Source organism: Nocardioides bruguierae, from assembly GCF_023554635.1.
Classification (GTDB): Bacteria; Actinomycetota; Actinomycetes; order Propionibacteriales; family Nocardioidaceae; genus Nocardioides; species Nocardioides bruguierae.
Genome location: NZ_JAMJPH010000015.1, coordinates 1 through 23,910, shown reverse-complemented (window position 1 = coordinate 23,910; position 23,910 = coordinate 1). Strand labels below are relative to the sequence as shown.

The 23,910-nt window shown below is 75.8% G+C and carries 20 protein-coding genes, 1 tRNA gene and 1 other RNA gene; 10 read left to right on the top strand and 12 right to left on the bottom strand.

Going from position 1 to position 23,910, the window contains the following annotated elements; all coding sequences use genetic code 11:
* Window positions 1-58 precede the first annotated feature (58 nt).
* A complete protein-coding gene (locus M8316_RS08985; protein WP_250053893.1) occupies window positions 59-1,996 on the top strand; it encodes a cadherin-like domain-containing protein in 1,938 nt (645 codons plus the stop codon).
* A gap of 67 nt (window positions 1,997-2,063) precedes the next feature.
* Here M8316_RS08985 and M8316_RS08980 read toward each other — a convergent pair whose 3' ends face one another.
* The 7 genes from M8316_RS08980 to ffs form a co-directional block, all read right to left on the bottom strand.
* Entirely contained in the window at window positions 2,064-3,113 is a 1,050-nt protein-coding gene (locus M8316_RS08980; RefSeq protein WP_250053888.1) for an aspartate-semialdehyde dehydrogenase, read from the bottom strand.
* Window positions 3,110-4,387 carry an aspartate kinase gene (locus M8316_RS08975; RefSeq protein WP_250053887.1) on the bottom strand — a complete coding sequence of 426 codons (1,278 nt, stop codon included), beginning with the start codon at window positions 4,385-4,387 and terminating at the stop codon, window positions 3,110-3,112. The genes M8316_RS08980 and M8316_RS08975 overlap by 4 nt, the downstream gene beginning before the upstream one ends.
* A 121-nt stretch (window positions 4,388-4,508) precedes the next feature.
* Entirely contained in the window at window positions 4,509-5,123 is a 615-nt protein-coding gene (locus M8316_RS08970; protein WP_250053876.1) for a DUF5063 domain-containing protein, read from the bottom strand.
* Complete coding sequence (gene recR / locus M8316_RS08965; RefSeq protein WP_250053874.1) at window positions 5,120-5,716, bottom strand: recombination mediator RecR; 597 nt, start codon at window positions 5,714-5,716, stop codon at window positions 5,120-5,122. Before recR ends, M8316_RS08970 begins: the two co-directional genes overlap by 4 nt.
* A 45-nt stretch (window positions 5,717-5,761) precedes the next feature.
* The gene (locus tag M8316_RS08960) at window positions 5,762-6,169 is read right to left on the bottom strand and encodes a YbaB/EbfC family nucleoid-associated protein (protein WP_250053872.1); all 408 of its coding nucleotides are present in this window, start codon (window positions 6,167-6,169) and stop codon (window positions 5,762-5,764) included.
* A gap of 136 nt (window positions 6,170-6,305) precedes the next feature.
* Entirely contained in the window at window positions 6,306-8,816 is a 2,511-nt protein-coding gene (locus M8316_RS08955; RefSeq protein WP_250053870.1) for a DNA polymerase III subunit gamma and tau, read from the bottom strand.
* Between the two features lie 159 nt (window positions 8,817-8,975).
* Window positions 8,976-9,066: signal recognition particle sRNA small type (ffs, locus tag M8316_RS08950), an RNA gene on the bottom strand.
* A 118-nt stretch (window positions 9,067-9,184) separates the two neighbouring features.
* Between ffs and M8316_RS08945 the strand changes: the two genes are divergently transcribed.
* Window positions 9,185-9,270, top strand: a tRNA-Ser gene (locus tag M8316_RS08945).
* A 76-nt stretch (window positions 9,271-9,346) separates the two neighbouring features.
* On the opposite strand, the gene M8316_RS21065 is transcribed toward M8316_RS08945, so the two are convergent.
* From M8316_RS21065 to M8316_RS08925, 4 genes are all read right to left on the bottom strand, one after another.
* Complete coding sequence (locus tag M8316_RS21065; protein WP_250053868.1) at window positions 9,347-10,723, bottom strand: type VII secretion protein EccB; 1,377 nt, start codon at window positions 10,721-10,723, stop codon at window positions 9,347-9,349.
* Window positions 10,720-12,201 carry a hypothetical protein gene (locus tag M8316_RS08935; RefSeq protein ID WP_250053866.1) on the bottom strand — a complete coding sequence of 494 codons (1,482 nt, stop codon included), beginning with the start codon at window positions 12,199-12,201 and terminating at the stop codon, window positions 10,720-10,722. Before M8316_RS08935 ends, M8316_RS21065 begins: the two co-directional genes overlap by 4 nt.
* Window positions 12,202-12,293: 92 nt before the next feature.
* Window positions 12,294-12,593 (bottom strand): WXG100 family type VII secretion target, encoded by a 300-nt coding sequence (locus tag M8316_RS08930; RefSeq protein WP_250053864.1) that lies wholly within the window; start codon window positions 12,591-12,593, stop codon window positions 12,294-12,296.
* A gap of 70 nt (window positions 12,594-12,663) precedes the next feature.
* Window positions 12,664-12,984, bottom strand: a complete 321-nt coding sequence (locus M8316_RS08925) for a WXG100 family type VII secretion target (protein WP_250053862.1) — start codon at window positions 12,982-12,984, stop codon at window positions 12,664-12,666.
* A gap of 210 nt (window positions 12,985-13,194) precedes the next feature.
* Between M8316_RS08925 and eccCb the strand changes: the two genes are divergently transcribed.
* The 4 genes from eccCb to M8316_RS08905 all read left to right on the top strand — a co-directional run bounded on the left by eccCb (window position 13,195) and on the right by M8316_RS08905 (window position 18,147).
* Entirely contained in the window at window positions 13,195-16,860 is a 3,666-nt protein-coding gene (gene eccCb / locus M8316_RS08920) for a type VII secretion protein EccCb (RefSeq protein ID WP_250053860.1), read from the top strand.
* Between the two features lie 167 nt (window positions 16,861-17,027).
* Window positions 17,028-17,222, top strand: coding sequence for a hypothetical protein (locus tag M8316_RS08915; RefSeq protein ID WP_250053858.1), 195 nt, complete (start codon window positions 17,028-17,030; stop codon window positions 17,220-17,222).
* A 104-nt stretch (window positions 17,223-17,326) separates the two neighbouring features.
* Window positions 17,327-17,641 carry a type II toxin-antitoxin system VapB family antitoxin gene (locus M8316_RS08910; RefSeq protein WP_250053856.1) on the top strand — a complete coding sequence of 105 codons (315 nt, stop codon included), beginning with the start codon at window positions 17,327-17,329 and terminating at the stop codon, window positions 17,639-17,641.
* Entirely contained in the window at window positions 17,638-18,147 is a 510-nt protein-coding gene (locus tag M8316_RS08905) for a LytR C-terminal domain-containing protein (protein ID WP_250053854.1), read from the top strand. The genes M8316_RS08910 and M8316_RS08905 overlap by 4 nt, the downstream gene beginning before the upstream one ends.
* 41 nt (window positions 18,148-18,188) lie before the next feature.
* On the opposite strand, the gene M8316_RS08900 is transcribed toward M8316_RS08905, so the two are convergent.
* Window positions 18,189-19,709, bottom strand: a complete 1,521-nt coding sequence (locus M8316_RS08900) for a potassium/proton antiporter (protein WP_250053852.1) — start codon at window positions 19,707-19,709, stop codon at window positions 18,189-18,191.
* A gap of 93 nt (window positions 19,710-19,802) precedes the next feature.
* On the opposite strand from M8316_RS08900, the gene M8316_RS08895 reads away from it, so the two are divergent.
* From M8316_RS08895 to M8316_RS08880, 4 genes are all read left to right on the top strand, one after another.
* Window positions 19,803-20,984, top strand: a complete 1,182-nt coding sequence (locus tag M8316_RS08895) for a pyridoxal phosphate-dependent aminotransferase (protein ID WP_250053850.1) — start codon at window positions 19,803-19,805, stop codon at window positions 20,982-20,984.
* A 152-nt stretch (window positions 20,985-21,136) separates the two neighbouring features.
* Window positions 21,137-21,463 carry a hypothetical protein gene (locus M8316_RS08890; protein ID WP_250053848.1) on the top strand — a complete coding sequence of 109 codons (327 nt, stop codon included), beginning with the start codon at window positions 21,137-21,139 and terminating at the stop codon, window positions 21,461-21,463.
* Complete coding sequence (locus M8316_RS08885; protein ID WP_250053846.1) at window positions 21,460-22,734, top strand: alpha/beta fold hydrolase; 1,275 nt, start codon at window positions 21,460-21,462, stop codon at window positions 22,732-22,734. The genes M8316_RS08890 and M8316_RS08885 overlap by 4 nt, the downstream gene beginning before the upstream one ends.
* Window positions 22,735-22,841: 107 nt before the next feature.
* The gene (locus M8316_RS08880; protein WP_250053844.1) at window positions 22,842-23,891 is read left to right on the top strand and encodes an NAD(P)-dependent alcohol dehydrogenase; all 1,050 of its coding nucleotides are present in this window, start codon (window positions 22,842-22,844) and stop codon (window positions 23,889-23,891) included.
* Window positions 23,892-23,910: the final 19 nt, after the last annotated feature.

The following is a 23,910-nucleotide window of genomic DNA, read 5'->3' as shown; positions in this document are numbered from 1 at the left end:
CCCCTATGCTCCGGTGAGCCCGCCGATGTGACGGGCGTCTCCTGGAGAAGGAACCGTGATGCAGCCTCGTGCCGTCCGCCCACCCCGCTCCGCCGCCCTCGTGGCTCTGGCGGGGCTCCTCGCCGGCCTGCTCGGCGTGGTCCTGCCGCCGCCTGCGGCCGTCGCTGCCGACAGCGACGTGATCGCCTGGGTGGAGGTCGAGGACGGCGCCATCAGCGGCGGTCCGACGTTCAACTCCGGCGACCACGGCAACTTCTCCGGCACGGGCTCCTACACGTTCCGGGAGACCGGGATGACCTCGACCATGAACGTCACCGCGCCGGAGGCGGGCACGTACCCGGTCTACGTCCGCTACGCCGCGGGGCCGCTGGGCCCCGACGAGAACGTCACGCGGTCCATGGGGCTGCTCACCAACGGCGGCGACCGCCAGCAGCTGAGCCTGCCCATGACGAGCTACGAGAACTGGGAGGCCTGGGACTTCGTGGCCGCCGAGGTCAGCCTCCAGGCCGGGGCCAACACGCTCGCCCTCACGTGTGACCGCAGCATCGACTTCTGCCGCCTCAACTTCGACGCGATCCAGGTCGGGGGCACGGCGCCCGACCCGTGTGTGGCCACGGAGGCCTCCCCGGGCTGGACGAGCCTGTTCGACGGCACGTTCACGTCCTTCGACGGCTGGCGCAAGGCCGGGCTCGGAGGCTTCGGCCGGCAGACCGACTGCACGATCCTCAGCGTGCGCGGACGCGGCGCGACCTGGGCCACGCAGCAGCTGACGGCGCCCTACACGCTGCGCCTCGACTGGCTGCGCGAGGGCCTCAACGACGACTCCGCCGTGCACCTCGGCTCCACCAGCCGGGCCGGCGCCGACCCCGTGGGCGGGGTCTCCGTCCTCATCGGCGCCGACGGCGCGGGCATCCGCACCGCGGACGGGACGCTCCACTCCGCCGACGCGGAGGCCGCGACGGCCGAGCACCCCACGGGGCAGTGGAACACCTACACCCTCCGGGTGACCACGACGGGCGTCGAGGTGCTCCTCGACGACGTCGTGGTGAACGCGTGGTCCGGCACCCTGCCCACCACCGGCTTCATCGGCCTGCAGAACCGCGGCTCCACCGACCAGGTGCGCTTCCGCGACGTGCAGGTCCGTCCGGGCGTGGCACCGGTCGGCGTGACCGACTCCTACGCCACCGACGAGGACGTCACCCTCGAGGTCGACGCGCCGGGCGTGCTGTCCAACGACACCGACGCCGACGGCAGCCCGCTCACGGCCGCGGTCGTCGACCAGCCGGCGCACGGCGTCCTGACCCTGGCCGAGGACGGCTCGTTCACCTACGCCCCCGAGACGGGCTTCGTGGGGTCCGACGCGTTCACCTACGCCGCCTCCGACGGTGTGGAGAGCGCGGCCCCGACCACGGTGACGCTCACCGTCGCCGAGGTCGCCGACGCCACCGAGCTGAGCGCCACGGCGGAGGCGTTCGCCTACGGGCGCCGCGGCGCGGTCCGCGTGACCCTCGCCCCGTCGGCGAACGGTGGCGACGTCGAGGTGCTCGAGGGTGGGACGCTGCTGGGCAGCGTGCCCGTGGCGGACGGGGCCGCGGCGGTGCCGCTCCCCCGGAAGGCCCTGCGTCCGGGCCTGCACGCGCTCACCGTCCGGTACACCGGCACGCCCGCCTGGGCGGCGTCGTCCACCGTCGTCGACGTCCGGGTGCGGAAGGCGCGCCCACGAATGACGGTGCGGGCGCCGCAGCGGATCAGCCTCGGCCGGCGCGCCCGCGTGCGGGTCGACCTGGCCGCGGGCCGCGGCGTGCCGGTGGCGGGCCGGGTCCGCCTGGCGGCGCCGGGGCTGGCCGTTCGGACGCAGCGTCTGCGCGGCGGCGAGACCACGTTCCGGCTGCCCCGCGCCCGGCACGTCGGCAGGCTGCGCCTCACCGTCACCTACCTCGGCAGTCGGCTCGTCGCGCGGACGACGCAGCGGGACGTCATCCGGGTCAGGCGCTAGCCGTCCCCCACCCGCGACGACAGCGGCCCCCGTCCTGGTGGACGGGGGCCGCTGTCGTCGGAGGGCGTCAGCGCGAGGCTGCGACCAGCTCGGCGATCTGCACGGTGTTGAGGGCGGCGCCCTTGCGCAGGTTGTCGTTGCTGATGAACAGCGCGAGGCCACGGTCGCCGTCGACGCCCGGGTCGGTGCGCAGGCGACCGACGTAGGACGGGTCCTTGCCGGCGGCGGCGAGCGGGTTGGGGATGTCGGCCAGCTCGACGCCCGGGGCGGCGGCGAGCAGCTCGGCGGCCCGCGCCGGGGTCATCGGACGCTCGAACTCGGCGTTGATCGCGAGCGAGTGACCGGTGAAGACCGGCACGCGCACGCAGATGCCCGAGACCTTGAGGTCCGGGATCCCGAGGATCTTGCGGGACTCGTTGCGGAGCTTCTGCTCCTCGTCGGTCTCGTTGAGGCCGTCGTCCACGAGGTTCCCCGCGAAGGGCAGGACGTTGTAGGCGATGGTCTTCTTGTAGACGCCCGGCTCGCCGAACGCCACGGCCTCGCCGTCGTAGGCGAGCTCCTTGGCCTTCTCGCCGGCGGTCGCGACGCCACCGGCCAGCTCCTCGACGCCGGCGATGCCGGAGCCGGAGACGGCCTGGTAGGTCGAGGCGATCAGGCGGACGAGGCCCGCCTCGGCGTGCAGCGGCTTGAGCACCGGCATCGCGGCCATGGTCGTGCAGTTCGGGTTGGCGATGATGCCCTGGCCCGCCTCGATGACGCCGGCGGCGGCCTCCGGGTTCACCTCGGAGACGACCAGCGGGATCGACGGGTCCTTGCGGAACGCGCTGGAGTTGTCGACCACGATGACGCCGGCCTCGGCGAACTTCGGGGCCAGGGCGCGCGAGGCGGTGGCGCCGGCGGAGAACAGCGCCACGTCCAGGCCCGCGGGGTCGGCCGTGGCGGCGTCCTCGACGACGACCTCCGTGCCCCGGTAGTCCAGGACCTTGCCCGCGGAGCGCGCGGAGGAGAAGAAGCGGATGCTCGCGACCGGGAAGTCCCGCTCGGCGAGGATCTGGCGCATCGCGACACCGACCTGGCCGGTGGCGCCGACGACGCCGATGTGCAGACCGTCGCTCATCGCCCGGTACCTCCGTAGACCACGGCCTCGACCTCGGTGGCGTCCAGGTCGAACGCGGTGTGCGTCGCGCGGACGGCGGTGTCGACCTGCTGCTCGGCGACGATCACCGAGATGCGGATCTCCGAGGTGGAGATCATCTCGATGTTCACCCCGGCGGAGGCCAGCGCGGTGAAGAACTTGGCGGTGATGCCGGGGTGGCTGCGCATGCCGGCGCCGATGAGGGAGACCTTGCCGACGCGGTCGTCGTAGAGCAGCTTGTCGTAGCCGACCTCGTCCTGGATGCGGGCCAGCGTCGACATGGCGCCCTGGCCGTCGTCGCGGGGCAGCGTGAAGGAGATGTCGGTGAGCCCCGTGGAGGCGGCCGACACGTTCTGCACGACCATGTCGATGTTCACCTCGCTGTTGGCGAGGGTCTCGAAGATGCGCGCGGCCTCGCCCACCTTGTCGGGCACGCCGACCACGGTGATCTTGGCCTGGGACCGGTCGTGCGCCACGCCGGAGATGATCGCCTGCTCCACGTCAGAGGCTCCGTCCTGCTCGGATTCGGGGGTGATCCAGGTGCCCTCGACGTAGTCGAAGGAGGTGCGCACGTGGATCGGGACGTTGTACCGGCGCGCGTACTCCACGCAGCGCAGGTGGAGGACCTTCGCGCCGCTGGCCGCCATCTCGAGCATCTCCTCGGTGGAGACGCGGTCGAGCTTGCGGGCCGCGGGGACGATCCGGGGGTCGGCCGAGAAGACGCCGGCCACGTCGGTGTAGATCTCGCAGACCTCGGCACCCAGCGCGGCGGCGAGCGCCACGGCGGTGGTGTCGGAGGCGCCACGGCCCAAGGTCGTGACGTCCTTGGTGTCCTGCGAGACACCCTGGAAGCCGGCCACGATGGCCACGGCCCCCGTCTTCAGCGCGCCCTCGATGCGGCCCGGCGTGATGTCGATGATCTTCGCCCTGCCGTGCACCGAGTCCGTGATGACGCCGGCCTGCGAGCCCGTGAACGACTGTGCCTCGTACCCGAGCTGGGTCACGGCCATCGCCAGCAGCGCCATGGAGATGCGCTCACCGGCGGTGAGCAGCATGTCCAGCTCGCGCGGCGGCGGCAGGGGTGTCACCTGCTGCGCCAGGTCTCGCAGGTCGTCCGTCGTGTCGCCCATCGCGGAGACGACCACGACGACGTCCTTGCCCTGCTTGCGCGTGTTCACGATCCGCTGGGCGACGCGCTTGATGCCGTCCGCGTCGGCCACGGAGGACCCGCCGTACTTCTGCACGACAATGCTCACGAGGAGCTCCTCTTCGGTTCCGCCGGTCCGGGCGAGGGAGACTTTCCCCTGCGCCCGAGGCCGCTCGTCCCCGCCGCGCGTGGGGCGCGCAGGGGCTCGCCGAGCGGGCCAGGGACGAAGTCTACCGAGCGTCGGGGCCGGTGCTCTCCAACATCTCATTCGCGACGGCCACCTGGTCGGCGTCCACCACGACCTCGGCGTCGAGCCGGTCGTGGGCGACGACCGAGAGCAGGGCGTTGAGCGCCGCGCCGGCCAGGTTGCCCCACGAGGAGACGTAGGAGAACTGCCACCACCACAGGGCCTCGGCCACGTTGCCCTGCTGGTAGTGGCGCAGGCCCGTGTCGAGGTCGGTGGCGATGGAGGTGAGGTCGTCGGAGAGCTGGCTCTCCACGACGTCCGGCACGTACGGGTCGAACACGAAGCCGTAGGTGTCCACCCCGCCGAGCATGTCGGCGAGGCTCAGGCGCATGTCGTCGAGGTCCGGCTCGGGGCCGACGTCCGGCTGGTACTCCGAGCGCGGCGTGAAGTCCCGCTGGGCGCCCAGGCGTGCACCGGCGAGGAGCACCTGGCTGATCTCCAGCAGCAACAGCGAGACGGCTCGTCCGCCGTCGCGCTCGGTGGCCATGGCGCGCAGCGCCACGAGGAAGCCGCCGACGGTGTCGGCGATGTCCTGGGCGAGCGCCCGGTCCTGGGCGTCGAGGACCACGGGCCCGGTGCCCGCGCTGTTCTCCGTCATTGTGCTGCCCGCCTCCCAGCAAAGGCTCGTCCGAGGGTGACCTCGTCGGCGTACTCGAGGTCGCCGCCTACCGGCAGTCCACTCGCCAGGCGCGTCACGCGCAAGTCCATCACCGTGAGCATCCGGGTGAGGTACGTCGCCGTGGCCTCGCCCTCGAGGTTCGGGTCCGTGGCGAGGATGACCTCGGTGACCGTGCCGTCGGCCAGGCGCGTCATCAGCTCGCGCACGTGCAGCTGGTCGGGGCCGATGCCGTCGATCGGGCTGATCGCCCCGCCCAGCACGTGGTAGCGGCCCTTGTACTCCCGGGTGCGCTCGATCGCGACGACGTCCTTGTACTCCTCCACCACGCACAGGACGGACGGGTCGCGCCGCGGGTCACGACAGATGCGGCACGTGTCCTCCTCGGTGACGTTGAAGCACACGGTGCAGAACTTCACCTTGGCCTTGACCTCGATCAGGACGTCGGCGAGCCGCCGGACGTCCGTCGGGTCGGCCTGCAGGAGGTGGAAGGCGATCCGCTGAGCGGACTTCGGACCCACGCCCGGCAGTCGGCCGAGCTCGTCGATCAGGTCCTGGACGACGCCCTCGTACAAGCGCGTGCTCCTCTCGGGGCGGCCGGGTCACCCGGCCGGGAAGGGTCAGAAACCGAAGCCGCCGGAGCCGGGCGTGCGCCCGCCGGGGAGTCCGTCGGCGCCGGGCATGCCCGGCATGCCGCCGGCGAGCGGGCCGAGCGCGTCCTGGGCGTTGCGGTCGGCCTGGGCCTTGGCGTCGCGGTAGGCGGCGACCACGAGGTCACCCAGCTCGGAGAGGGAATCCGCGTCCGTGCCCTCCAGGACGCCCTCCTTCAGGTCCACGCCCACCAGGTCGCCGGTGCCGCTCACGGTGACGTTGACGGCCCCGCCGGCCACGCTGCCCGTCACGACGGCCTCGGCCAGCCGCTTCTGGGTCTCCATCAGCTGCTCCTGCATGGCCTGGGCCTGCTGGAGCAGGGCGCCCATGTCGAAGCCGCCCTCGCCGCCCATGCCCTCGAACGGGTTCTGCGTCATCGCACTCTCCGTGGTGTGTCGGTGTCGTTGCCGGCCCCCGGGACCGACCTCTGCGTCCGGCGCGACGGCCGGCCCTGCCGGACCAGTGTGCCCTCCGGGCGGCTGCCCGGTCCGCGACCGGCCCGTGGCGTGCTGCTCACTGGTGCCGGATCTCCTCGATGACCTTGGCCCCCAGCTCGCGGGCCAGCAGCTCGGCGCCGGCCAGGTCGTCGGTCTCGGCGTCCTCGTCGTCCATCGTCACGTCGGCGTCCGGGTCGTGCGTGGGCGCGGCCGGTTCCTCCGCGGCGGCCGGGCCGGATCGGGTCGCCTGGATCGCGCTGCGCGCCGCGGAGATCCCGCCGCTGCCGAGCCGGCGGGCGGTGGGCTGCCCCGCCGCGTCCGGTGCCGGCGCCTCGGGGCGGCCCCGTCCGGACCGCCCGTCGTCGGGCGGCAGGTCCTCGGTCGGCTCGCCGTCGGCCCACGAGGGCGGCTCGGCGTCCGCCCAGGCGGGACGGGACTCCTCCGGTGCGGCCGCGGTCCGCCCCGGCCGCTGGTCCGTCTCGCGGGTCGCCGGCGGCGCGGTGTCGTCGGCCCAGGCGGGGGGACGCTCCGCCGCCGGGGCGGCCTGCTCGGCCGGGCGCTGGTCGGGGCGGGCCCGGCCCTCGGGCTCGCCCCGGCCACGCTGCGAGGAGGCGTCCGGTGCCGACTCCGTCGACGGGGCGGCCGGCCGCGGCGCCGCGGCTGGTGCGGGCTCGGGCGCGCGGGCGGCCGGGCGGGTCACGACCGGACCGTCGGGGCTGGCCCCGGGGTCGACGATGGTCTCGATCCGCCAGTCCATCCCGACGACGTCGATGGCCGCCTGGCGGACGATCTCCGCGCTGCCGCCGGAGTCGAAGGAGGCCCGGGCGCCGGTGTTCGCGAACCCGAGGGTCAGCGTCTTCGCGTCCACGGCGACGACCTGGGCGTTCGTGGTCAGGTGGATCCACGTCACGCGGCGTCGCTGCTTGGTCGCCTCGACGATGTCGGGCCACAGCCGGCGCACCTCGACCAGGCTCAGCCCCGCGGCGGGCTCGGCAGCGGGCTCAGCGGGGTCAGCGACCGGCTCGGCGACCGGCTCGGCCGCCGAAGACTGGGGCACGGCCGGGGCCGGGCGGTCGGGCACGGCCCACGGATCGTCCTGCGGCGCCGGGGGCGCTGCGGTCTCCGGGGCTGCGGGCGCCACGGCTCCCGCGGGTCCGGCAGCGGGGGCACGCGTCTCCTCGGCGGGCTGCCGCTCGACCGGGGTCTGCGGTGCCGGAGCCTGCTGGGCCGGAGCCTGCTGGGCCGCAGCCTGCGGCGCCGGGGCCGGCGGAGCGGCGGGGATGCGCGTCTCCTCCGGCAGCACCGGGGTGATCGACTCGGCCGGCGGCTCAGGAGCGTGGGACTGCGCCGGGACCGGTCGAGGCCGGTCCTGCGCGGGGGCGCTGGGGGCGTGGTGCGCGGGCGCGCTGACCTGACCCGAGACCGACATGCGCCGCTCGACCCGGTCCAGCCGGGCCGCCAGGCCGTCGGTGCCGTGGTCGGCACCGGGCAGCAGCACCCGGGCGCAGATGAGCTCGAGCAGGAGGCGCGGGGCGGTGGCGCCGCGCATCTCGGTCAGACCGGCGGCCACGATGTCCGCGGCGCGGGTGAGGTCGGCGGCACCGAAGCGGGAGGCCTGCCCGACCAGTCGCTCGCCGGCGTCCTCGGAGACGTCGATGAGGCCCGAGGCGGGCGCATCCGGGACGGCGGCCACGATGACGAGGTCCCGCAGGCGACGCAGGAGGTCCTCGGTGAAGCGGCGCGGGTCCTGCCCGGTCTCGATCACCTTGTCCACGACGCCGAAGACCGCGGCTCCGTCGGCGGCGGCGAACGCGTCGACCACCTCGTCGAGCAGCGAGTCGGGCGTGTAGCCGAGCAGGCCGGTGGCCAGCTGGTAGGTCACGCCCTCGGGCCCGGCGCCGCCGAGCAGCTGGTCGAGCACGGAGAGGGTGTCGCGGGCGGAGCCGCCGCCGGCGCGCACGACGAGCGGGATCGCGGCCTGCTCGATGCCGACGCCCTCGAGGTCGCAGAGCTCGGTCAGGTAGCTCGAGAGCAGCCGCGGCGGGATCAGCCGGAACGGGTAGTGGTGGGTGCGCGAGCGGATGGTGCCGAGCACCTTCTCCGGCTCGGTGGTGGCGAAGATGAACCGCAGGTGCGGCGGGGGCTCCTCGACGAGCTTGAGCAGGGCGTTGAAGCCCTGCGTGGTGACCATGTGGGCCTCGTCGATGATGTAGACCTTGTAGCGGCTCTTCACCGGCGCGAAGAACGCCTTCTCGCGCAGGTCACGGGCGTCGTCGACACCACCGTGCGAGGCCGCGTCGATCTCGATGACGTCGATCGAGCCGGGACCCCCGCGGGCCAGGTCGCGGCAGGACTCGCACTGCCCGCACGGCTCGGGGGTCGGCCCCTGCTCGCAGTTGAGCGCGCGGGCGAGGATGCGGGCGGAGGTGGTCTTGCCGCAACCGCGCGGACCCGAGAACAAGTAGGCGTGGTTGACCCGGTTGTTGGCCAGGGCCGCACGCAGCGGACCGGTCACGTGGTCCTGCCCGATGACCTCGGCAAAGGTCTCGGGCCGGTAGCGGCGGTACAGGGCGAGGGGCGACTCCACACGCAGACCCTAACGAGCCCGACCGACAGTCGCCGTGCCGCCGAGGTCAGCGCTGTGGAGGAGGGCGCCGGACCGACGCCGGGCCGACGCCGGGCCGGCCCCTGGGAGCCTCACCGGGAGCGGCGACGGCCGCTCGACCGGGGCCGCGGCCAGGAACGAGAAGGCCCCCCACGCACCCGACAGAGCTCACTTACCCTTGCTGCGTTTCCGCCCTGGGGGAGTTGGGCGAGATGCCGCCACGTGGGGGGTTGCCCCCACTCTAGGCGAGCACCGACGAGCCGCCCAAGACGGGGGCCGTCCTCGGCGGCCCGGGCGGCTCGGTCCGCCGGATTTCGCGACCACAGGCGCTCACCGGTAACTTACGTCTCGGAGGTATCGCCTAGTGGCCTATGGCGCTCGCTTGGAAAGCGGGTTGGGTTAACAGCCCTCGGGGGTTCGAATCCCCCTACCTCCGCCGCAGCCGAAGGCGCCGCACCAGCAGGTGCGGCGCCTTCGTCGTTCCCACGGTGCTGCGCGGTCCGGCCGGCCGGCTACCGCCTGCCCCGCTGCCCACCACGCAGCTCGCCACCACGCAGCACCGCGGCCGCCGAGAGGCGCGGGCCGGCCTCCACCAGGCGCAGCCAGGACGCCGGCACCGTCAGGGGCGTCGCCTCCCCCAGCCCCAGCGCGTCGGCCGCGTCGGGGCCGAGCCGGTGGCGGGTGCCGTCGGAGACCAACCAGGTCCACCCCGTGGCCGCGACCAGCGCCGCCCGGGGTCCGGTGCCCTCGGGCACGAGCCCCCACGCGGGCTCCTCGTCCGTGGACGCTGAGAGGCACAGGTCCGCGTCCCCGCCGACGACGGGGACGGCGGCCGGCCACCCGTCCGGGCGCAGCGCCGGCCCCAGGCCGCCGGCCGAGCCCTGCACCAGTCGGCCCGGCGACGTGGCCCGCGCCGGGAGGTCGCCGGCCAGGGCGGCCCACACGCGGGCGGCGAACCGGTCCAGGGGCCGCAGCGACCCCGCCGCGTCCACCACCCGGGACCCGGAGCGGGTGTGGTCCCCGACCCGGACGCCGGCGGGTCGGCCGGGCGCGGGTCGCCCGAGCCTGCCCCCAGCCACCACGTCGGCGAACGCCGCCGGGCTCAGCGGCGCACCGGTCGGCAGCAGCCCGACCCAGGCAGCGGGCACCGTGCGGGCCCAGCGAGCGGCGGGCTGACCGAGCGCGGCCAGCACCTCGTCGCTGCCCGGGGGCACCCGCAGGCGGACCAGCCCGCCCGCGCGGTCGGGCGTGACCAACCAGGTGACGTCGGTGCCGGCGGCGCGCACCAGCACGGCGCCCGTCGCGCTCCCCGTGCTCGCAGCGGACCCGGTGAGCGTCAGCGTGGCGCTCCCCCGGGCGCCGGCGCAGACCGTCCATCCGGTCGCGAGCTGGTCGGGCTCCGGGAGACGCGTGGGCGCGCCGGCGAGGCCGAGGGGCCTGCCCGTCGGGAGGGAGGCGAGCACGTCGGCGGGCGCGGTCACCGGGGACGCGGCGGCCTCGCCGAGCACGAGCCGCGCCGCGACCGCGTTGCCGACGGGGTGCAGCACGGCCGTCTGGTCCTGAGCGCCGGCCGCCGCGCCAGGAGGCGGGTCGAGCAGGGCGTAGGCCTGCCCGGCGGCGTCCAGCACGAGCGCCGGCGCGTGCAGCTCCTCGACCTCGCGTGCGACGACGGCGCCGTCGCCGTCCGTGGGCCGGCCGCCCGGTGCCGAGAAGCCCATCCCGGCGACGACCCCCGGCACGACCGCCACCAGCACCGCCAGCAGGGTCCCCAGGACGAGGCGGCGCCAGGGCGGCCCCGGCTCGTCGGCGCCCGGCGTGCGACCGACGAGCGCGGCGGCGGTGCGGCGACGGTGCCAGCCCTCCGCCTCGAGGAGGTCGCGACGGCTCACCACGGCCACCACCCGCTCTCGCCGAGCAGCCGGGACAGGTCGGGCCCGAGCCCCGCCGCCAGCACGGCGGTGGGCAGGAGGAGCACGAGGAGCAGGGACTCCACCGCGTCGCCCCACCGGGCCAGCCGCAGGGCGGCCGTGCCGCCCGGCGGGCGGGCGACCACGAGCACGAGGGCCGCCGCGAGCAGGACGGCTGCCGCGGTGGTCGACGACCGGCCGAACAGGGCGGGCGCGAGCACGCAGGCCGCGGCCGCGCCGGCCGCGACGACCAGGCCCGTCATCCGGAGCGGACCGCGGGCGTGCCGGGCGCGCAGCCCCACGAGCAGCGCGGCGAGGACCGGCAGGACCGAGGCGGCAGGACCGCTGGTGACGGAGAGGACCGCTGCGCACGCCGCCGTCACCGGCACGCTCGCGACCGCGGAGCCGAGCAGCAGGTCGTGGGCGGGGCGGGTGCCGCGTCCCGGGCCGTCACCAGGGTCTGCACCGTCGGTCTCGGCGACGAGCGCGGCCGCCCACCAGGGCGCGAGGTTGCTGGCCATCACCGTGAGGGTCAGGACGACGCTCGCCCCCGCGGCCGGGGTGCCGCCGACCAGGACGACGCCCGCGCCCGCGGCCAGGCCTGCGCCGGCCACGAGCCCGGGCAGGCAGAGCCCCCAGCGGCGACCGAGCAGGCCCGCCGCGGTGCCGGCGACGAGCAGTGCGACGAGCCCCGCGATCGCCGGTGCGGCCGGCCCGTGGACCCCGAGACGGTCCGCAGCCGGCAGCGCGGCGAGCCCGGCCAGCGCGGCGGAGCCCGTGCCTACCAGGGCAGCGGTCGGAGCGCTGCGGGCGCGGGTGGGACGCACCAGCAGCAGGAGCGACAGGGCGCCGAGGGCCGCGGCGGTCGTCGGGAGCGCCGCGGACGCGAGGACGCCGGGGGCGAGCCCGGCGCCGGCGACGAGGAGCCAGGCCGTGAGCACCGGCGCCCTGAGGACCGACGCTGTGAGGACCGGCGCCGGGAGCCCCGGGCCGAGGGACCGGTCACCGCCGACGACCTGTGCGACCCGTGCGGCCGGGTCGTCCGCGGGCGTTCCCGGTTCCTCCAGGCCGAGCAGCAGCAGTGCCCCGTCCGGCACCGCAGGGCCCGCCGACGCCGCGAGACCGTCGGCGAGCGGCACCGCGACCGGCACGGGCGTGCCGTCCGCCAGTCGTGCTGCGAGACGGGCGCGCGGCGCGGCCGCCAGCGTCGCCTCGTCCAGGCCGACGAGCCCGGCGAGGTCGGGTCGCTCGGCGAGCACCTCGACGAGGCAGAGGGAGTCGGGGACGGCGACGTCCACCGCTCCCCCGGGGCCCCGGAGCGTCAGCCGCAGCAGGGCGCCGGGGCGGACGGGCGGGGAGGCGACCGACTCGACGGCGCGACGGCGACCGCCGACGGGGTGGCGCGGCGCCGCCCCCGGCTCGGGGTCCGGGGGCGGCAGGAAGCCGGGCGGGTGGGTCATCACGGTTCCCTCCTGGTCGGCCCCGCCGGGCCGGTGGTCGGTCGGTCGGCTCGGGCAGGCGGTCGGGTCAGGCGGCAGGTCAGGCGGTCGGGTCAGGCACCGAAGAGCGCCGCGCCCCGCAGGTCGGCGGCGCGGTAGTCCTCGTTGGCCTGCGCCACGGCGCCGGAGGTGCGGGCGAGGAGGTCGTGCATGCCGGCCACCTGCTCGTCCCACCCGGCCTTGGCCGTGTCGTAGGCGGTGCGGGCCGAGCCGACCCAGGCGCCCCGCAGGGCGGCGAGGTCGCCGTCGAGCTGGGCGAGGCGGGACTGGATGTCGCGGACCGCGCGGGCGAGGTCCTGGCTACCGCCCTCGAGCCGGGCGTGGTCGACGCGGATGCCGTCGAGGTCGTTCATGGGTGCTCCTTCTGTCAGTGGGGTGCGGGGGTGTGGTGGGTGCGGGTGGTGGCCGTGGCGCGGCCAGGCCTCACGGCAGCGCGCCGAGCGCGGACTGGAGCCGTGCCATGGCGCCCTGCTGCGCGTCGTCGGTGGCGGTGTTGTCCTGCTCGGTGGTGCGCAGGTCGGCCTCGAAGCGGTCGAGCACCGCCACCACCTGCCGCTGCCGGGCGTCCCACGCGGCGGCCAGGGCGGAGAACGCGGCCGCGCCCTGCCCGCCCCAGCCGGCGCGCAGGTTCGCGACGTCGCCCTCGAGTCGACGGCCCACCTGGTCGAGGTCGGTGCGGGCCTGGGACACCAGCGACGCGGCGCGTCCGAGTGCGCCGGCTCCCTGTCCGTAGTCAGCTGCCATGAGCGTGCTCCCTTCTCTCGGTGCCGGCCGGCCCGAGCGGCCCGCCGACGCCCCGACGGCGTGCCGGGACGTCCGTCTGGCTACCCCCGGGGACCCGCGGAAAACGGCTCGCGGAGTTCTCCACAGGCCGGCGTCCGGCACGGTCCCGCGGTTGTCCACAGATCGCCGGGCGGGCGTTTCTCCGGCTCGGGCAGGGGCATCCGGTACGGCATGTCCACGACCGACCTGCGCCGCGATCGAGGCCCTGCTACCACCAGCGCCGACGTCGCCCTGCTCCCCGTGCCGAGCCTGCCGCGCGCCGAGTCCGGCGCGGCGGCCACCGCCCTGGTCCCGCTCGTCGGCAGCCTCGGCTCGGTGGCGGTGATGATGGCGCTGAGCCCCACCGGCGGTGCCCGCGCCCTCCTGGCCGGTGGCGCGCTCCTCGTGGCGTCCCTGACCTACGGGGTCGTCGCCCTCGAGCGGCAGCGGGGGCAGCGGCGCGAGGCGTTGCGTCGCAGCCGCGCCTCCTACCTGCGGCACCTCGAGGAGGTACGGGCGGCACTCGTGGCCCGCGGCCCGCACCCGGACGAGGCGGCGCACCCGCCCGCGGAGCTGCTCGCCCTGCGGCCACCGCGGGCCCGCCTCGTCCCGGAGGGGGCGCCGTTGCTGGTGCGACTCGGCGCGACGACGCTGGCCGAGCCCGCACTGGCCCCTCCGGGCGCCGAGGAGGAGGCCGACCCGGCACTCGCCCGGGCGGCCGAGCGCCTGGTCGCGGCGTGGTCGCAGCGGCCGGGGCCCGCCCTGGTGGACCTGCGCGCGCACGCGCGGCTGACGCTGCCCGCTCCGGTGGCCCGCGCCCTGGTCTGCCAGGCCGCCTGGCAGCTGGCGCCCGCGAGCCTGTCGGTCGCCGTGCACGGTGCCCCGGCCGCGCGGCGCTCGTGGTCGTGGGTCCCCTGGCTCCCCCACCACGTCACCGCGCCGGCGGTGGCCGAGGACGACGGGGGCGAGGCGCACCGCCTGCTCGTCGTGCCGGCCGGAGAAGCCGTCCCGACTGGTGACGGCGACGGGCGCACCACCGTCCTGGTCGTCGACGACGACGCCGCCCCGCCCCCGGAGGCCGGACGCCCCGACGTGCTCCCGCGCGACCTGGCCGCCACCACGGCACGCCGGCTGGCCCGGTACGGCGGCGCTGCGCCGACGGGTGGCGACGCCGCGCTGCTGGGGCTGACGCCGCTCGGAGCGGGCGAGGGGGCGGACGACGGAGCAGAGGACAGAGCAGAGGACGGAGCAGAGGTCCCGGCGGGCTGGGCCCCCCGCCCGGCGGCCGAGCGCCTGCGCGTGCCGCTGGGCCGCGACCTCGCCGGCGAGCCCGTGCTGCTCGACCTCAAGGAGTCCGCGCTGGGCGGCTCCGGCCCGCACGGCCTGGTGGTCGGTGCCACCGGCTCCGGCAAGTCCGAGCTGCTGCGCAGCCTGGCCCTGGCGCTGGTGGCGGGGCACTCCCCGCGCGACCTCCAGCTGGTGCTGGTCGACTTCAAGGGCGGCGCCACCTTCGCCGGCATCGAGCACCTGCCCCACGTGGCCGCCCACGTCACCAACCTCGCCGGCGAGCTGGCGCTGGTGGACCGGATGGCCGACGCCCTCGCCGGCGAGCTCACCCACCGGCAGGAGGTGCTGCGCGCCTCCGGGCACGACTCCCGCGAGGCCTACGAGCAGGCGCGGGCACGCCAGGACGACCCGACCACCGAGCCGCTGCCCAGCCTGCTCGTGGTCGTGGACGAGTTCTCCGAGCTGCTCGGCGCCCGCCCGGAGATGGTGGAGACGTTCGGGGCGATCGGGCGGCTCGGCCGCTCCCTGGGCGTCCACCTCCTGCTGGCCTCCCAGCGGCTGGAGGAGGGTCGGCTGCGGGGGCTCGAGGCGCACCTGTCCTACCGGGTCGCGCTGCGCACCTTCACCGAGGCCGAGTCGCGCACCGTGCTCGGGGTCCCGGACGCCGGCCGGCTGCCCCGCCGTCCCGGCGAGGGCCTGCTCCAGGCGAACGCCGGCCCGCCGCTGCGCTTCCGCGCCGCCCACGTCTCGGGGCCGGCCCCCGCCGCCCCCCGGCAGGAGCAGGGCCCGGTGGACGACCGCGTCCGCGGCCTGGAGGAGACCCCGTCGCAGGCCGCGGTGACCCACGACGGCCCCTCCCTGCTCAGCACCACCGCGCAGCGGCTGGCCCGCCCCGTCCCGGGGCACGAGCGGCCCGCGCACCGGGTCTGGCTGCCGCCGCTGGAGGAACCGCCCACACTGCGTGACCTGCAGCCCCACCGCACCGCGGACGCCTGGGACCTGCCGCTCGGCCTGGTCGACCTGCCTCGCGAGCAGCGCCACGACGTGCTCCGGGTCCGGCTCGGCCTGGGCCACCTCGCGGTGGTCGGCGCGCCGCGGACTGGCCGCAGCACGGCGCTGGCGAGCACCGTGCTCACGCTGGCCGACCGGCTCGGGCCCGACCGGCTGCACGTCCACCTGCTCGACCCCACCGGCGCGCTGGCGCCGCTGGCGGGGCTGCCCCACGTCGCCTCCCGGCTCGACGGGCAGGACCCCACTCTGGTGCGGCGGCTCCTGGACGACCTCGAGCGCACCATCGAGCGGCGCGAGCAGGGCCTGGACGCCCCCGCGGACCCGCACGGCGCCCACACCCTGCTCGTGGTCGACGACGCTGCCGCCCTCCTGGCCGCCCACGACGACGCCGGCGCCCGGCTGGCCCGGCTGGCCGCGCGCGGGCTGCCCGCCGGCCTGCACCTCGCGCTGGGCGCGACCCGGTGGGCGCAGCTGCGGCCCGGCCTGCGCGAGCTGTTCGCCGAGCGGGTCGAGCTGCGCCTGGGAGACCCGGTCGAGTCCGAGGTCGACCGTCGGACCGCCGCGCGGGTGCCCCGGCACCGGCCCGGTCACGGCACTGCCCCCGGGCAGGTCGCGCCGGGGCGTCCCGTGGGCGGCCACGCCCTCCTGACCGCCGTGCCCGACGACCCGGCCCGCCCCCTGGGCGGTGCGGAGGCGGAGGTCGCACGGCTGACCGCGGCGGCGCACGCGCGCTGGCCCGGGCGCGTCGCTCCGCCGCTGCGGGTGCTCCCCGCCCGCGTCGACCTCGCCGACCTGCGTGCCCGGCACGGCACCCCGGCGGGGACCGGCGGCGCCGTCGTCCTGGCGCTGGAGGAGCGCGAGGACGAGGTGGTCGCGCTGGACCCGGTGACGGAGCCGCACCTGCTGGTGCTCGGTGAGCAGGGCTCGGGCCGCACGACGGTGCTGCGGTCCCTGGCCACCTCCGCGCTGGCCACGTCCGCACTGGCCGCCTCCACGCCGGGCGACGCTCCCGAGGGCGGGCTGAAGGTGCTGGCGCTGGACCCGCGCCGCAGCCTGCTGGGCGACCTGCCGCGCGAGCACCTCCTGGACCACGTGAGCACGCCGGACCGCGCCCGGGCCGCCGTCGCCGACCTCGCCACGTACCTGGCCCGCCGGGTGCCGGGGCCGGACGTCGACCCCGCCCGGCTGCGGGCCCGGGACTGGTGGCGCGGCGCGGAGGTGCTGGTGCTCGTCGACGACCACGACCTGCTGGAGGCCGGCGGGTCGCCGCTCACCCCGCTGCTGCCGCTGCTGCCGCAGGCCCGCGACGTGGGGCTGCGGGTCGCGGTCGCCCGCCGCTCCGGTGGGGCCGCCCGCGCCCTGGGCGGCCCGGTGCTGGCGACGCTGCGCGACCTGGCCTCCCCCGGCCTGCTGCTCTCCGCCGACCCGGCCGAGGGTCCCCTGCTCGGCAGCACCCGCCCCGAGCGGGGCGTGCCGGGGCGGGGCCGCCTCGTCACCCGGGACGCCGGGGTGCGGACCGTCCAGGTCGGCTGGTCACCCCCGGGCACGACGGCCGGCTGAAACGCCGGAGACAGTCGTTTCTCCTGCCGGGCCGGACCGACCCGGGACAGAAGACTGCAGCGAGCGTCACAGACCGGACAACCTCGCTGTAACACCGCGTCAACGCCACGCTTACACGCGGCTCGCACAGTGGACCTGACTCCACCCCCCACCTCGAGGAGCCCGTCATGACCGCGACCGCCGAGACGCGTCCACTGCTCACCACCGACGACGCCCGGCTCGACCGGCTCGCCGACCAGCGCGAGAACCTCCGCCTGCGGCACTCCCAGCGACTGGCCGAGCTGCTGGAGCAGCGGGAGGACCTGCGCGGCGTCAACGCGCTCGCCGACTTCGTCAGCGCTTCCGTCCGCTGGAGCGCCTGAGCGCCGCGGCCACGGCCCCCGGCGGCGTGCGCCCAGGTCACGGTCCGGTGACACCGGGGCGCCACCACCCCGACGGTCGCGCCGGGACTGCCTAGACTCACCCCGTGATCTTCAAGCGCGTGGGGGACGGTCGTCCCTACCCCGAGCACGGGCTCGCCACCCGTGACTGGGCGGCGCTGCCCCCGCGGCAGGTGCGGCTGGACCAGCTCGTCACCACGAAGGACACCCTGCAGCTGGCTGCCCTCCTCGACGAGGACTCCACCTTCTACGGCGACCTGTTCGCCCACGTGGTGCTGTGGCGCGGCGACATGTACCTCGAGGACGGCCTGCACCGCGCTCTGCGGGCCGCGCTCCAGCAACGGTCGGTGCTGCACGCGCGGGTGCACGCCATCGGCGAGGAGACGACGATCCCCGCATGATCCACGTGCCGCAGGCCCTCAAGACCACGCTCACGCTGCTCGTGCTGGCAGGCGTCCTCGCCGTCGGCGCGTGGTGGGGCTGGTCCTCGCTGACCACCCCGTTCGACGAGGACGCGTCGGCCGACGAGGGCACCTGCGCGCCCCTGGAGATCGCCCGCGGCGACCGGGTCACCCCCGACATGGTCGAGGTGGTCGTGCTCAACAGCGGCAACCGCGCCAACCTCGCCTCGACCGTGATGGAGCAGCTCACCTCGCGCGGCTTCGTCGGGGTCGAGACCGGCAACAGCGAGACCGAGGTCAACCGCGTCCAGGTGTGGGCCCCGACCCGCCGCGGCCCGGGCATCCAGATGCTGATGAGCTCGATGCCGAAGGGCACGAAGGTGCGCAAGCGCGACGTCGACACGCTCACCGTCGTCCTGGGTGACGGCTTCACCGACCTGGCGACCGGCCGCGAGGCGGTCAAGGCCACCCGCGCCGGCACGCTCTGCCAGCCGGCCGCCTCCTGATCAGTCGCGCTCCTCGGTAGCACTGCCTGGGTAGCGCTGCCTCAGTCGCGTTCGGGCGTCCGCCGCGCGTCCTCCCGCAGCCAGCGCGCCAGGCGACCGCCGCGGCTGACCTGCCGCAGCCGGCGCTCCACGTCCTCGCGCACCGCGCGCGGGGTGACCAGCAGCAGGTGGTCGCCGTGCCGCAGCACGGTCCGCGGCTCGGGGACGACCATCTGGTCCCCCCGGATGATGAGCGAGACCGAGGCCCCCACGGGCAGCCGCAGCTCGGCCACCTCCACGCCGTGCATCCGCGAGGTGTCCGCGATGGTCACCTGCAGCAGGTCCGCGGCCAGCCGCTCCAGCGGCGCCGCCTCCAGCTCCAGGTCGCGGTGCCGCTCCGTGAGCGCGACGCCGAGCACCCGGGCCACGAACGGGAGCGTCGGGCCGGTCAGTGCCGTGTAGACGACCACCATCACGAAGACGAGGTCGAAGAGCCGCTCCGAGCCACCCACCCCCTCGGCCAGCGGGATGGTGGTGAGGACGACGGGCACGGCACCGCGCAGCCCGGCCCAGGACAGGAAGGCCAGGTCGCGGGGGCGCATCGGTTGCGCCAGCGAGCTGACCGCCACGGAGACCGGCCTGGCCACCAGCGTGAGGATCAGCCCGGCCGCCAGCCCCAGCAGCACCTCGTTGAGGGTGACCCGGCTCGGCGAGAGCAGCAGGCCGAGCATCACGAACAGCCCGATCTGGGAGAGCCAGGCGATGCCCTCGGCGAACGAGCGGGTGGCGCCGCGGTGCGGCAGCTCGGAGTTGCCGAGCACCAGCGCGGCCACGTAGATCGCCGCGAACCCGCTGGTGTGGACGCCGGCGGCCAGCCCGTAGGCCAGGAAGGTCAGCGTGATCACGGCCAGCGGGTACAGGCCGGCCGTGGGCAGGGCGACGCGGCGCATGAGCAGCGCCCCGCCACGTCCGACGAGGAAGCCGACGAGCCCGCCACCGACGAGCTCGGCGAGGATGATCAGCCCCACCACCAGCGGGTGGTGGTCACCCACGGCGCCGGTGGAGACGAGCGTGACCAGCACGACCGTGGGGGCGTCGTTGAGGCCGGACTCGGCCTCCAGCGCACCGGTCAGGCGGCGCGGCAGCGGCACGACGCGCAGCACCGAGAACACCGCGGCGGCGTCGGTCGGCGAGCAGACCGCGCCCAGCAGGATCGCCACGGGCCACGACAGCCCCAGCACGTAGTGCCCGGCCAGCGCCATGATCGTCACCGAGACACCGATGCCGACGGTGGCCAGCGAGACGCCGATCCGCAGCGAGCCGCGCAGGTCGCGCCAGCCGGTGGTGAGACCGCCCTCGGCCAGGATCACCGCCAGCGCGGCGAAGCCGAGGGCGTGGGCCGCGGAGGCGTCCTCGAACTGGATGCCCAGCCCGGACTCGCCCAGGGCGACGCCCATGAGCAGGTAGAGCAGCAGCGAGGGCAGCCCGACGCGGGAGGAGACCCGCACCGCGAGGATGGCCAGGAGCGTCACGGCCGACCCGACGAGCAGGAAGCTGTCGAGCTGGTGGACGTCGAGGCTCACGGGGCACCCCTGGCGGTCTCGGCTACGGGGTCCGATCCTAGCCAGCGCGGGTGCGGCACCGACGGGGGTGTCCACCGGTCGTAGCCTGCGGGCGTGAGCCGCTTCGAGGTCGCCTCCCGCGCCAACGTCCCGCCCTTCCACGTCATGGACGTGCTCGAGGCCGTCGCCGCCCGCCGCCGGGCCGGTCTCGAGGTGGTCGACATGGTGGCGGGGCAGCCCGGCACGGGCGCACCCCGGGCGGTGGCGGACGAGGCGGTCCGGCTGCTGCGGTCGGGCGACCCGCTCGGCTACACCCCGGCCGTGGGCGTCCTGGAGCTGCGCGAGGCCATCGCGGCCCACCACGCCCGGGTGCACGGCATCGAGGTCTCCCCCGACGACGTGGTGGCGACCACCGGCTCCTCCGGCGGCTTCCTGCTCGCCTTCCTCGCCGCCTTCGAGGCCGGCGACCGCGTCGCGATGGCCAGCCCCGGCTACCCCTGCTACCGCAACGTCCTCCAGGCGCTGGGCTGCGAGGTCGTCGATCTCCCGACCGGGCCGGAGACCCGCTTCCAGCCGACCGTCGAGATGCTCGAGGCGGCCGGCCCGGTGCAGGGCCTCGTGGTGGCGAGCCCCGCGAACCCGACCGGCACGATGCTGCTGCCCTCGGAGCTCGCGGCGCTGGCCACCTGGTGCGAGGAGCACGGCGTGCGGCTGATCTCGGACGAGATCTACCACGGCATCGAGTACGCCCCGCTGGACGGCGGAGCGCCGTTGGCTCGCACGGCCTGGGAGACCTCCCGCGAGGCCGTGGTCTTCTCCTCCTTCTCCAAGTACTTCTCGATGACGGGCTGGCGCATCGGCTGGATGCTCGTGCCCGCCGGCCTGCGTCGCGCCGTCGACGTGCTCACCGGCAACTTCACGATCTGCCCGCCGGTGCTGGCCCAGCGGGCGAGCCTGGCCGCGTTCACCGACGACGCCTACGCGGAGCTGGACGGGCACGTGCACCGCTACGCCGAGAACCGGCACCTGCTGCTCGAGGGCCTCACCGACCTCGGCCTCGGCGACCGGCTGGCGCCCGCCGACGGCGCCTTCTACGTCTACGCCGACGTCTCCCACCGCACCGACGACTCCCTGGCCTACGCCCGGCACCTGCTCGAGACCACCGGCGTCGCAGTGGCGCCCGGCGTCGACTTCGACCCGGTGCACGGCAACCGCTTCCTGCGGTTCAGCTTCGCCGGCACCCGTGCCGACGTCGAGGAGGGGCTGCGGCGGCTCGCGCCGCACCTGCGCGCCTGAGCCACCCGTCGTCCACAGGCGCCCCCCGCAGCAGGGTTCTCCCCCGCACTGCCCCGACCCCTGCCGCCACGAGGCGTGGCGGCGGAGCCTGGAGGCACGACCCGAGCGACGGGCCGGGCCCGTGACGCCGGGCGGAGGAGACGAGGTGCCCCGTGGCCGGACCCCTGGACCTGCCCCTGCCGGACCTGCCCGGCGACCTGTCGGCGGTCGCCGCGACGCTGCGCTCGCGCGCCGCGGTGCTCGACCTCGAGGGCGAGCACGTGCGCGACGGGCTGGCCGCCCCCGGGTGGGCGGGCGAGGCCGAGCGCGCCTGGTCGGCGCGTGCCCGGGACCGGCTGGACGAGCTGGAGCGGTGCGCGGCGCTGCACCGGGCCGCGGCCGTGGTGCTCGACCGGCACGTGGAGGACCTGCGCCGGCTGCGGGCGAGCCTGCTCGCCGCCCGCGAGCTGGTGGAGCGCGCCGTGCGGGGTGTGGCGTGAGCGAGCCGCACGTCACCGGCGGCGTCGCCGGCCTCGAGGCCACCTGGGACCGGCTGGAGGACCTGGCCGCCACCGAGCGCGGGCTGGCCGCCGCCCTGGCCGGCCTGGCCGACGCGACCCTGGCGGATGCTGCCCACCCGGCCCTGCTGGGCAGCCTCGCCGTCAGCCCCGTCTCGGGGGCCAGGGCGGAGGCGGCACTCGCGGAGGCGGCCCTGGCCACCCGGTCGTGCGCGGCCGGCTACGACGCCGACGCCGAGGCCCTCGAGCGGGTGCTCCTGCTGCTGCGCACGGCGGACGCCGGCGCCCGGCTGCTCCAGGAGTCGCTGCTCGCCCGGCTCGGCTGGTGCGTGGTGCCGGCCGCGGGCGCGCTGGGCGTGGCCACGGCACTGGGCGACCCGGACGCGCTGACGCGACACCCGGGCCTCGTGCAGGACGCCTTCGCCACCGCCCCCGGACCGCTGGGCACGGCCGCCGCCGCCCGAGCGCTGGGACTCGCCTACGCGGACCCGCCCGTGACGGTCCACCGCCGGCCCGACCTCGAGCGCGAGGGCTCGCGCGACGCGGGCGACCTGCGCGACGTCGTGGCGCGCCTCGGGGAGCTGAGCGCCCTCTCCGACCCCGCGCACCCCGAGAACGACGGCACCCTCGAGGTGCAGACCTTCACCGCCACCGACGGGACGGTGCGGCACGTGGCCTACCTGCCCGGCACCGACGACATGACCACGCTGCCGTGGACGGCCGACGCCGACGTCCGGGACATGGGCACGAACCTGCGGCTCGTCGGCGGCCTGCCCAACGGCTACGCCGACGGCGTCGTCCAGGCCCTGCGACAGGCCGGCGTGCGGCCGGGCGAGCCGGTGCTGCTCGCCGGGCACTCCCAGGGTGGGCTGGTGGCCGCGCAACTGGTGGCGCACGCCGAGGAGACCGGGCTCGCGCTCGACCGTGCCGTGACCCTGGGCGCCCCGGTGGCCGGCACCGACGTGCCACCGGGCAGCCTCGTGCTCAGCCTCGAGAACGCCGGTGACGTGGTGCCGCAGACCGACGGCGGCGCCAACCCGGCGGGCCCGGGGCACGTCACCGTCGTCGCGGACGGCGGCGGCGCCGGCGTCACGGGCCACCACGGCTTCGAGGCCTACGGGCGGGTCGCGGGCGCGGCCGACGCCTCGACGCACCCGTCGGTGACGCAGGCGCTGACGCAGCTGCGCGAGGCCGGGTTCCTCACCGGCACGGCCGCGACACGCACCCGGGTCCTGCAGGTGGAGCGCCGGTGAGCACGCACGTCCGGCCGATCCGGGACAGAGGCCTCTACCTCTTTTTCTCCGACAGATGTAGTTTGATGTCGAGATACTTTCCCGACATCACACCGAGGTGACCCACGATGAAGGCTGTCGTCTTCGACCAGTTCAAGACCTTCCCGACGCTCAAGGACGTCGAGAAGCCGACCCCCGGCCCGGGCGAGGTGCTCCTCAAGGTCGCCGGCGCGGGCGCCTGCCACTCCGACGTCGCGATCTTCAGCGAGTTCACCGAGGACTTCGGGCCGGCCCAGATGAAGCCGTCCTTCACGCTCGGCCACGAGAACTCCGGCTGGATCGAGGAGATGGGCCCGGGCGTCGAGGGCTTCGAGAAGGGCGACGCCTTCCTGGTCTACGGCCCGATCGGCTGCGGCCACTGCAAGGCCTGCTCCCGCGGCCAGGACACCTACTGCGAGAACGCCGCCGGCATGCGCTACCTGGGCACCGGCCTGGGCCGCGACGGCGGCATGGCCGAGTACATGGTCGTCCCGGCCCGCAACCTGGTGCCGCTGGGCGAGGCCGACCCGGTGGCCGCCGCGCCCCTCTCGGACGCCGGCCTCACGCCGTACCACGCGATCAAGAAGTCGCTGCACCTGCTGGGCGGCGGTGACAAGTTCGCGCTGGTCATCGGCCTGGGCGGCCTCGGTCAGCTCGCCGTGCAGATCCTCACGGCGCTGACCGGCGCCACCGTCATCGCCACGGACACCAAGGAGGAGGCGATGAAGGCCGCCGAGGCCCGCGGCGCCGTCATCGTGCCCGGGGGCGAGGGCCAGGCCGAGAAGATCCGCGAGATCACCGGCGGCAAGGGCGTCGACGCCGTCTTCGACCTCGTCGGCGTCGGCCCGACCATCGAGCTCGGCATGACGGTGGCCGCCTCGCAGGGCCGCGTGACCGTCGTCGGCATCGCCGGCGGCAACTACCAGTGGAACTTCTACACCACGCCCTACGAGACCGAGCTGGCCAACACCTACTGGGGCACCATCGAGGAGCTCCACGAGGTGGTCGCCCTCTACCGCGCCGGCAAGATCGAGCCGGACGTCCAGGTCTACGCCATGGACGAGGCGCTGCAGGCCTACCACGACCTGCACGACGGCAAGCTCTCCGCGCGTGCCGTGGTGGCACCGCACGGTCGCTGAGCACCGGTAGCCGCAGGCC